Here is a 9966-nt window from a genome sequence, read left to right as displayed (position 1 = left end):
GGGGCTATAGCTCAGCTGGGAGAGCGCTTGCATGGCATGCAAGAGGTCAGCGGTTCGATCCCGCTTAGCTCCACCAAAATTCGAACCCTCGCTACGGCGGGGGTTTTTGCTTTTTGCGCCGTTAATGTAAATGACGTTAAGCTTACGTCAGCGTGTATCGAGCAAATAAAAACCAACGTAATTTAGGAATTTTTCTCGATTTATTTTCTTGCCTGCCATTATTAACCAACATACTATTTTCTGATTGCTTATAATTTTTTAGCCGCAGAGGTGTTGATTAACAATAATGACTGACATATTTAACATCAAAGTTAAAAAAACTCTGCTGGCGTTAATTGTTTGTTTGATTTTTATTCCGCTATCTCGATTAATTTCTCCGCAAACCCTTATCGACGGAAAACAAATTTATCTGGCATGGCTGCCATTAAGCGTAATGTACGCAACCATTTGTATTTTTGGCCGTTACGCCGTTGCCCCCTTGATTGTTGCGTTTGCAATTACTAATACATTTGTAATAGATCTAACTTATACACAGGCCGCTATCCTGTTATTTTGTCAGTTATTTTCCGTCTTTTTCACCTTCGCTATCATGCGCTCGTTGTCGGGGAAAAAATGGCGTAGCGGAAGGCCTGCCAAGCGCCATATCGGTCGCCGTATCTTCTGGGGCGGCTTCTTTGCCCCCATTCTGCTTAAGCTGACGATGTATCTGGCGGGGCGCTTCTTCGCCTTCCCGCTTGCCGTCTCCAGCTACTTCAGTACCGCGTCGATCATCTATTCCGTTATTGATATCCAGGCGTTGATATGCGCCGCCTTAATCTTTACTACCGCTTTCTATTACCCGATGAGAATGATGGTTTGCCCACGTTACCGGCGGGTGTTTTGGTTGCGTCATTGCCAACCGTGGCTGGTGAAAAAAAGAAGAGCCTTTACCATATATTGGTTTATGGCATTAATCACAATCATGCTGGTGCTTTGCGCGCCTTTTGATTCAGATTTAATTGCTGGATATCTGGTGCCGATTATTTTTATTCTCTACTTCATCGGTATCGGCCGGCTGGGGCATGAATTAATTCGCATTACCTGGGCTATTTCGGCATTCTTTTTAGTGGCCTATAACAAAAATTTTCTCCAGGGCGTTCAATCGGGGTACTCCTTGTCATTTGTCCTGTCGGTGTTAATTTCATTCACGATTTGTTTGTTTTACATGACGGATATTTATTCGCGTAGCGAGAGAATTAAACAGCGCTGGCGCGATCGGGCTGAAGAAGATCCGTTAACCGGGTTACCCAATCTGCGGGCGCTGGAAGGGCATTTGCGCCAATCGCCTCGGGTTGTTATTAGCAGCCTGCGTATCGAAAACCTGGACTTCCTTAGCCGTCACTACGGCATGATGATGCGTGTAGAGTGCAAACGGCAAATAGCCCGCCGTCTGCAGCCGCTCCTGGATCACCACGATAAAATTTATCAGCTCCCGGGTAGCGAGTTATTGCTGGTGATAGAGGGGCCGGAACCGGCGGCACGGTTAAACCACATCGTCTCGATGCTTAACCACGCTAAATTTAACTGGCATAACCAGGATCTGGATTTAGAGTTTGGCGCGGCGTGGGGTAGTTACAGCGGCATTGAGACCGAATTACACCCCATGCTTGGCCAGCTTAGCTGGTTATCGGAGCAGGCTGGCGCCGTGCAGCGGGTGCTGGCGTTAGATATCGCGCAGGAAGAGGTTTCCGATCAAACGACCGAACAGGTACGGATGCTGACGAAAATAAAACAAGCGCTGAACGAGCGTAGCCTCCTGCTGTATGCGCAGCCGATTCAGAACGCAGAAGGGGAGGGCTATTACGAAATCCTCACCCGTATGCGTTGCGGCGAGACGATTATCACGCCGGATCGTTTTATTCCGCTTATTGCGCAGTTCAACCTCAGCCAGCGTTTCGATATGCTGGTTCTGGAAACGCTGTTCAGCCAGATCGATCACCATCCTGGCCGACGCTTCTCCGTCAATTTGCTGCCGTATACGCTGATGCAAAAGGATAGCGCCGCTCAGATTATCGCATTGTTTAAGCGTTATCGCGTATCGCCTGCGTATATTACGATTGAGATAACCGAGGAGCAGGCGTTCTCGAATGCGGATACCAGCATGCATAATATTCAGCTGCTGAGTGAGTTCGGTTGCGCTATCGCCATTGATGACTTCGGTACCGGTTACGCGAACTATGAGCGTCTGAAGAGCCTGCAGGCGGATATCGTAAAAATTGACGGCTGCTTCGTGCACGAAATCGAGAGCGACCAGCTTGATGCGATTATCGTCAAATCCATAATCGAAATCGCGCGGGCGAAACAGCTTACGGTAGTCGCAGAGTACGTCGAGACAGAGGCGCAAAAGGCGATGCTGTTGGCGCTGGGCGTCGATTATTTACAGGGTTACCTGATTGGCAAACCGCAGCCGTTAAGCGAATTAAAGGCGTAAAAAAGCCGGGCGATAACGCTGCCCGGCTTGTTATGCTATTAACGTCAGTTTGGGATTACAGCACCAGCGCAGCGATGGAAGCTGACAACACGCTGACCAGCGTGGAACCGTAAACCAGTTTCAGGCCAAAGCGGGAAACCACGTTACCCTGCTCTTCATTCAGGCCTTTAATTGCCCCAGCGATGATACCGATAGAAGAGAAGTTGGCGAAGGAGACCAGGAAGATAGAGATGATACCTTCCGCACGCGGGGAGAGCGTCGCTGCCACTTTCTGCAGATCCATCATCGCCACGAATTCGTTAGACACCAGTTTGGTCGCCATAATACTGCCCACCTGCAGCGCTTCGCTCGCCGGCACGCCCATCACCCACGCAACCGGATAGAAGATGTAGCCGAGGATCCCCTGGAAGGAGATGCTGTAGCCAAACCAGCCGGTGACGGTCGCGAACAGGGCGTTGAGTGCGGAAATCAGCGCGATAAAGCCGATCAGCATCGCCGCGACGATAATCGCTACTTTAAAGCCTGCCAGAATGTATTCGCCCAGCATTTCGAAGAAGCTCTGACCTTCGTGCAGATTGGACATCTGCAGGTTTTCTTCGCTCTGCTCAACGCGGTACGGGTTAATCAGCGACAGGACGATAAAGGTGCTGAACATGTTAAGCACCAGCGCGGCAACCACATACTTCGGCTGCAGCATAGTCATATACGCGCCGACGATAGACATCGAAACGGTAGACATCGCGGTTGCCGCCATGGTGTACATACGGTTGCGCGACATTTTGCCGAGAATATCTTTATAGGCGATGAAGTTTTCCGACTGACCGAGGATCAGCGAGCTGACGGCGTTGAAAGATTCCAGTTTACCCATGCCGTTAACTTTCGACAGCACGGTACCGATAGCGCGGATGACAATCGGTAGAATGCGAATATGCTGTAAAATACCAATCAGCGCGGAAATAAAGACGATTGGGCACAAAACCTTCAGGAAGAAGAAGGCCAGACCTTTATCGTTCATGTTACCGAATACGAAGTTGGTGCCCTCGTTGGCGAAACCGAGAAGTTTCTCGAACATCTCGGAAAAGCCTTTCACAAAACCCAGACCGACATCGGAGTTCAGGAAGAACCAGGCCAGCAAAACTTCAATAACAAGTAATTGAATAACATAACGAATGCGGATCTGCTTACGGTTGTGACTGACCAACAAGGCCAGTATAGCCACCACAACGATCGCGAGGACAAAATGCAAGACGCGGTCCATATTTGCTCCAAATATGAGGCAGGTTAAATTTCCGTGCACATTCTATGCAACAAGCCTAAATAAAACGAGATCGAATCCACACTATTGCAAGGATATGTGACCAATAACAAAAATAGTGATCAATCGTACATTTTTGTTATGTTATGCAAAGGTATTAAAAGTTGCATTAATGTACTAATCTGATGAAAGGCGCGTTGTCCACAGCTTCACGCCCGTTTTGTTGTTTGGCCTACTATCGTTCCCTCCTATCAAAGCAATCATTATCACCTTTCTAAATGAACTTGATAATCATTCGCATTTTGATAGCATTAAACATAGCAAAGGCTATATTTCCAGGGGCAGAAAATGACTAGCAGTCGCGTTGAGAATAGCAGCGGTCGCGCAGCGCGCAAGATGAGGCTCGCACTGATGGGCCCCGCGTTCATTGCTGCCATCGGCTACATCGATCCGGGTAACTTCGCCACGAATATCCAGGCAGGCGCCAGCTTTGGCTATCAATTATTATGGGTAGTGGTCTGGGCGAACCTGATGGCGATGCTGATTCAGGTGTTATCGGCCAAGCTTGGTATCGCCACCGGTAAAAACCTCGCGGAACAGATCCGCGATCACTACCCGCGCCCGGTGGTATGGTTTTATTGGGTACAGGCGGAAATTATCGCCATGGCGACCGATCTGGCTGAATTTATCGGTGCGGCCATCGGCTTTAAGCTGCTGCTCGGCATTTCCTTATTGCAGGGGGCGGTGCTGACCGGTGTCGCGACTTTCCTGATCCTGATGTTGCAGCGTCGCGGGCAGAAACCGCTGGAAAAAGTCATTGGCGGGCTACTGTTGTTTGTAGCAGCGGCCTATGTGGTTGAACTTATCTTCTCGCAGCCGGCGTTAGCGCCGCTGACCAAAGGCATGGTTATTCCGAGTCTGCCTAATGGTGAGGCGGTATTCCTTGCCGCCGGGGTACTCGGCGCGACGATTATGCCGCACGTTATTTATCTGCACTCGTCGCTGACGCAGAACCTGCACGATGGGTCGCGCAAAGAACGCTATAACGCCACGCGTTGGGATGTGGCGATTGCGATGACCATCGCTGGTTTCGTTAACCTGGCGATGATGGCGACCGCCGCCGCTGCGTTTCACTTCAACGGCCACACCGGCGTGGCCGATCTCGACCAGGCTTATTTAACTCTCGAACCGCTGCTCAGCCATGCCGCCGCGACGGTTTTTGGTCTCAGTCTGGTTGCCGCCGGTCTCTCGTCGACGGTAGTCGGAACGCTTGCCGGGCAGGTCGTGATGCAGGGGTTTATCCGCTTCCATATTCCGCTGTGGTTTCGCCGGACAATCACCATGCTGCCGTCATTTATCGTGATTATGATGGGGCTTGACCCGACGCGTATCCTGGTGATGAGTCAGGTGTTGCTGAGCTTCGGGATTGCGCTGGCGCTGGTGCCGCTGCTAATTTTTACCAGCGATGCGCGGTTAATGGGCGATCTGGTTAATAGTCGGTGGGTAAAACGCATCGGTTGGCTGATTGTGGCGATTGTGGTGGCGCTGAACGGCTGGCTGATTATTGGTTCAGCATTAGATTAATACGGCAACAAAAAAGGGAGCTTGCGCTCCCTTTATCAATTAGTGGTGCCCGTGGCCGTGACCACGTCCGCCGCCCGGGCCTCGGCCCCAGCCGCCACGACGATCGTTCCAGCCTTCGCGATAGCCGCGCTCGTAAGCGCGACCACGATCCCAGCCGCGTTTATCCCAACCGCGATGCCAGCCGTTATCATGGCGATGCCAGCGGTGATCGCGCCATTCATAATGACGACGCCAGTAATCACCGTCGCGCCAGCCGCCACCGTCCCAGTAGTTACCGTAACCGTCACGATCGCCAATTTGTAATTTTACCGATGGCAGCAGGGTGATTTCACCAGCATTAGCGATAACCGGCGCGCATGCCAGTAGTACCGCAGCCAGAATCAGTGACCTGAACATACTCTTCTCCTCACGATCGGGTCTTAAATGACCTGTTAACCAGATATTACGAGCCGGTAAAGAGACGTAGCATCAGGGAACTCTTAAATCGCAAGAAATAGCATTTTTTGCCAAAGTAAAAATGAGTTTACACCGCAAGGATCGCGTCAATAGCGGCACACTCTTCAGTGCTGAACTGGCGATTGCTTAACATGCCTACGGCATCATCCAGTTGCGCCGTTTTACTGGCGCCGATCAGCACTGACGTCACCTTATCTTCTCGCAGCACCCAGGCTAACGCCATCTGTGAGAGCTTCTGTCCACGGCGCCCGGCAATGGCGTCAAGCTGGCGGACTTTTTCCAGCCGCTCGGCGGTGAGCTGTTCCGGCTGTAAAAAACGGCTATTGCTGGCTGCGCGCGAGTCTGGCGGAATACCGTTTAGATAGCGGTTGGTCAACTGGCCGCCGGCAAGCGGTGAAAACGCTATACTTCCCACGCCTTCGGCCTGCAACATCGCTAATAATCCTTCTTCCACCCAACGTTCAAACATCGAATATTTGGGTTGGTGAATCAGGCAAGGCGTGCCGAGATCGTTGAGGATAGCGATAGCCTGACGCGCCTGCTCAAGCGGGTAGTTTGATAAACCAACGTAAAGTGCTTTCCCCTGGCGAACCAGATGATCCAGCGCCCGCATGGTCTCCTCCAGCGGCGTCTCCGGATCCGGGCGGTGGTGATAAAAGATATCGACGTACTCAAGGCCCATCCGCTTCAGGCTCTGGTTGAGGCTGGCGACCAGATACTTGCGCGATCCCCAGTCGCCATAAGGGCCGTCCCACATGGTATAGCCCGCTTTACTGGAGATGATGAGTTCGTCGCGGTAGGGCAGAAAATCTTCTTTCAGGATCCGCCCGAAGTTGCTCTCCGCCGATCCCGGCGGTGGGCCGTAATTGTTCGCCAGGTCGAAGTGGGTAATACCAAGGTCGAAGGCGTGACGCAGCAACTGGCGGCTGATCTCTACCTGTGTTTCATCGCCAAAGTTATGCCACAGGCCGAGAGATATCGCCGGTAGCTTCAGGCCGCTGTGCCCGCATCGGCGGTACTCCATGGCCTGATAACGCGTGTCGCTTGCCTGGTAAACCATACTTCCTCCGCATCAAAACAGGGTGTGTATACGTTTACACTAATCAATGTTGCACGCGGAGTATATGGGGAAAACGCGTAAATTTTGCTTTCCACCCTCTTTGTTGCTCACAATCTGGACAGGTAAAACGCATATCTAATACTCAGAATACCTGCACAACAACAAGGATTATGGATATGCAACCGACTTACACCATTGGCGATTATCTGCTGGATCGTCTCGTAGATTGTGGTATCGATCGCCTGTTCGGCGTACCTGGTGATTACAACTTACAGTTTCTCGATCACGTGATAGCCCATCAAGATTTGGGATGGGTCGGCTGTGCTAACGAACTGAACGCGGCCTACGCCGCAGACGGCTATGCGCGTATAAAAGGCGCTGGCGCGCTGCTAACCACCTATGGCGTAGGAGAGTTAAGCGCGTTGAATGGGGTGGCCGGTAGTTATGCGGAACATATCCCGGTGCTGCATATTGTGGGCGCCCCTTCGACTGGCGCGCAGCAGCGCGGTGAACTCCTGCACCATACGCTCGGCGATGGTGATTTCACCCATTTCTCGCGGATGAGCGAACAAATTACCTGTACTCAGGCGACGCTAACGGCGGGCAACGCCTGTCATGAAATTGACCGGATATTAAGCGACATGCTGACCCACCACCGCCCAGGGTATCTGATGCTGCCTGCCGACGTGGCGAAAGCCCGCGCGGTGCCGCCGGCCCGCGCGCTGGTCATTAAGGGCCCGGCGGCCGATGAAAACCAGCTTGCCGGCTTTCGCGAGCACGCGGCCAAACTGTTACGCAGCAGCCGTCGCGTGTCGCTGCTGGCGGATTTTCTCGCCCAGCGTTACGGTCTGCAAAACACACTACAGCAGTGGGTTAAGTCCGCGCCGATAACCCACGCCACCATGCTGATGGGGAAAGGGCTATTTGACGAACAAGGCTCAGGTTTTGCCGGGACCTATAGCGGGATCGCCAGCGCGCCGCAGACTCGCGAGGCGATGGAAAGCGCCGATGCCATCATCTGCGTGGGTACGCGCTTTACCGATACGATTACCGCCGGCTTTACACATCATTTGCCAACGGAGAAAACCATCGAAATCCAGCCGTTCGCCGCGCGGGTTGGCGATCACTGGTTCAGCCGGATCCCGATGGATCAGGCGCTGGCGGCACTCATTGACGTTTCTGGCAAGCTGTCCGCCGAATGGAGCGCGCCAGATATCATCGCGCCCGACGCTTCCGGCGCGCCGCAGGGTAATCTGACGCAGAAAAACTTCTGGAGTACGGTCGAGAAACAGCTGCGGCCGGGCGATATTATTCTTGCCGATCAGGGGACCTCGGCATTCGGCATCGCCTCATTAAAACTTCCCTCCCAGGCGACGCTGCTGGTGCAGCCGCTATGGGGCTCAATCGGCTTTACGCTACCTGCCGCCTACGGCGCACAGACAGCCGCCGCGGACAGAAGGGTGGTATTAATCATTGGCGATGGCGCCGCCCAGCTCACTATCCAGGAGATGAGCTCAATGCTGCGCGATAAGCAAAAGCTGTTAATTTTGCTGTTGAATAATGAGGGCTACACCGTCGAGCGCGCGATTCACGGGCCGGAACAGCGCTACAACGATATCGCATTGTGGGACTGGAGCCGCTTCCCCGATGCTTTTGCGCCGGATACGCCTTCCCGCTGTTGGCGGGTAACGCAAACCGGCGAATTGGCGGAGGCGATGGCCGATAGCGTTAATTCCGATAAGCTAACGATGGTCGAAGTTATGCTGCCGAAAATGGATATTCCTGATTTCTTACGCGCGGTCACCCAGGCGCTGGAAAATCGCAACAACCGCGGCTAATCGCCGCGGCGTTTGGCAATCATCAACGGCTTCCCGGCCAGCAGTAGCCAGGCCGGGAGCATCACGATACAAAGCAGCGGCAACAGGGTGGTGTCAGGCACCACTACTGACGCCATAAACAGACTCAGCCAGCCGTCGCGGGTAACGACCAGCACCAGGCCGAGGATCGCGCAGGAGATGGTAATGGCGGCCGGTACCGCTTCAACGTGAGCATGCAGCATTAGCCCCAACGAGACGCCGACAAACACCGCCGGGAAAATACGCCCGCCGCGGAAACCGCATGCGGACGCCAGCACCAGCGCCGCCAATTTCACCACGGCAATGAGCAGAAAATCGCCGGCGCCAAGCGTCTGGCTGGAGGCCAGTTGCTGCATTTCGTCCAGACCTTTAAATAGCGTAATATGTCCGCCGATAACGCCCAGGATCCCCAGTAAAAAACCACCGATTCCCAGCATTAACACCGGGTTTTTCAGCCGGTGGATGAGCGCGTGCAGACGCGGCAGACACCACACGGCGACCATGCCGACGGCGATGGCGATAAGCGTGACAATCGCGCCGCTGATGATATCGACGATGCGCAGGTGCGGATAGTGCGGGATTGGCAGAGTGAAATTGGGATGGAAAAAAATACCGGTCGTCAATGCGCCTGCCGCCGCCGCCAGCAGCGGGGCGAACAGCCGGTCCCATAACGGAACGTCGCTGCTGCTATTGAGCGTTTGCGAAAAAATAAGCGCCGCGGCAACCGGCGTGCCGAACAGCGCGCCGATGGTTCCCGACGCGGCGAGAATTGTCCAGTCCAGCGAACTTACTCGTGGAAACAGGCGCGAACCGAGGGCGACGGCAAGCGCTATATTGACGACCATGATCGGATGTTCCGGCCCGAGACTGACACCGCCCGCGAGGCCGAGAATCAATGCCGCCAGTAACCCCGGTAGCGCGTTGGTGGCGATGGGCGCGCCGATCAAGGATTCGGTTGCCGGATCCGGCCCCCCATGACCGGGGCTGAAACGGACTACCAGCCCCACGGCAATCCCGGTGAGAGTGAGGATGGCAATTATCCACAGCGGGCTATCGGCGGCAATGCCGACATGCGCCGGCAGGTCGCTCCACAAGATGCTCTGCAGAATCGCGGCGATCTTCATCGCCACAATCAATACCAGGCTGGAAGCGATACCAATAAGAATGGCGGGTATCGATAACAACAGCATCGTTCTGGCGCGCGGGTGCAACATGAAGGGTTCCTTTTAAATGTCCTGAAGCGCTACTTTGCCTGTCTCTGTAAAGAGCTTCGGCGCAAATGGTG

General features: G+C 53.7%; 7 protein-coding genes and 1 tRNA gene. 4 read left to right on the top strand and 4 right to left on the bottom strand.

Annotation, left to right across the window (positions count from 1 at the left end; all coding sequences use genetic code 11):
• Both AC2CGP_RS06970 and AC2CGP_RS06965 read left to right on the top strand, forming a co-directional pair.
• Positions 1–76 (top strand) — tRNA-Ala (locus AC2CGP_RS06970).
• A 210-nt stretch (positions 77–286) separates the two neighbouring features.
• On the top strand, positions 287–2470 hold the full coding sequence (locus tag AC2CGP_RS06965) for an EAL domain-containing protein (protein ID WP_015365516.1): 2184 nt from the start codon (positions 287–289) through the stop codon (positions 2468–2470).
• 55 nt (positions 2471–2525) lie between these two features.
• Here AC2CGP_RS06965 and nupC read toward each other — a convergent pair whose 3' ends face one another.
• Positions 2526–3728: a nucleoside permease NupC gene (gene nupC, locus AC2CGP_RS06960; protein ID WP_013878156.1), complete on the bottom strand. Its 1203-nt coding sequence runs from the start codon at positions 3726–3728 to the stop codon at positions 2526–2528.
• A gap of 345 nt (positions 3729–4073) precedes the next feature.
• Between nupC and AC2CGP_RS06955 the strand changes: the two genes are divergently transcribed.
• Positions 4074–5309 carry an Nramp family divalent metal transporter gene (locus AC2CGP_RS06955; RefSeq protein ID WP_032715060.1) on the top strand — a complete coding sequence of 412 codons (1236 nt, stop codon included), beginning with the start codon at positions 4074–4076 and terminating at the stop codon, positions 5307–5309.
• Positions 5310–5348: 39 nt separating this feature from the next.
• Here the strand turns inward: AC2CGP_RS06955 and AC2CGP_RS06950 are convergent, their stop codons facing one another.
• The gene (locus tag AC2CGP_RS06950; RefSeq protein ID WP_045362656.1) at positions 5349–5705 is read right to left on the bottom strand and encodes a DUF2502 domain-containing protein; all 357 of its coding nucleotides are present in this window, start codon (positions 5703–5705) and stop codon (positions 5349–5351) included.
• Between the two features lie 127 nt (positions 5706–5832).
• Entirely contained in the window at positions 5833–6825 is a 993-nt protein-coding gene (gene mgrA, locus AC2CGP_RS06945; protein ID WP_213315640.1) for an L-glyceraldehyde 3-phosphate reductase, read from the bottom strand.
• A gap of 176 nt (positions 6826–7001) precedes the next feature.
• On the opposite strand from mgrA, the gene AC2CGP_RS06940 reads away from it, so the two are divergent.
• Positions 7002–8663, top strand: coding sequence for an alpha-keto acid decarboxylase family protein (locus tag AC2CGP_RS06940; RefSeq protein WP_048231131.1), 1662 nt, complete (start codon positions 7002–7004; stop codon positions 8661–8663).
• Here the strand turns inward: AC2CGP_RS06940 and AC2CGP_RS06935 are convergent.
• Positions 8660–9895 (bottom strand): ion channel protein, encoded by a 1236-nt coding sequence (locus tag AC2CGP_RS06935; protein ID WP_013878151.1) that lies wholly within the window; start codon positions 9893–9895, stop codon positions 8660–8662. The two genes, AC2CGP_RS06940 and AC2CGP_RS06935, sit on opposite strands and share 4 nt — an antisense overlap.
• Positions 9896–9966 lie beyond the last annotated feature (71 nt).

This window comes from Klebsiella sp. SYXHC3 (genome assembly GCF_057196925.1).
The sequence above is the reverse complement of the archived record's forward strand: the minus strand, read 5'-3'. Positions and strand labels throughout refer to the sequence as shown.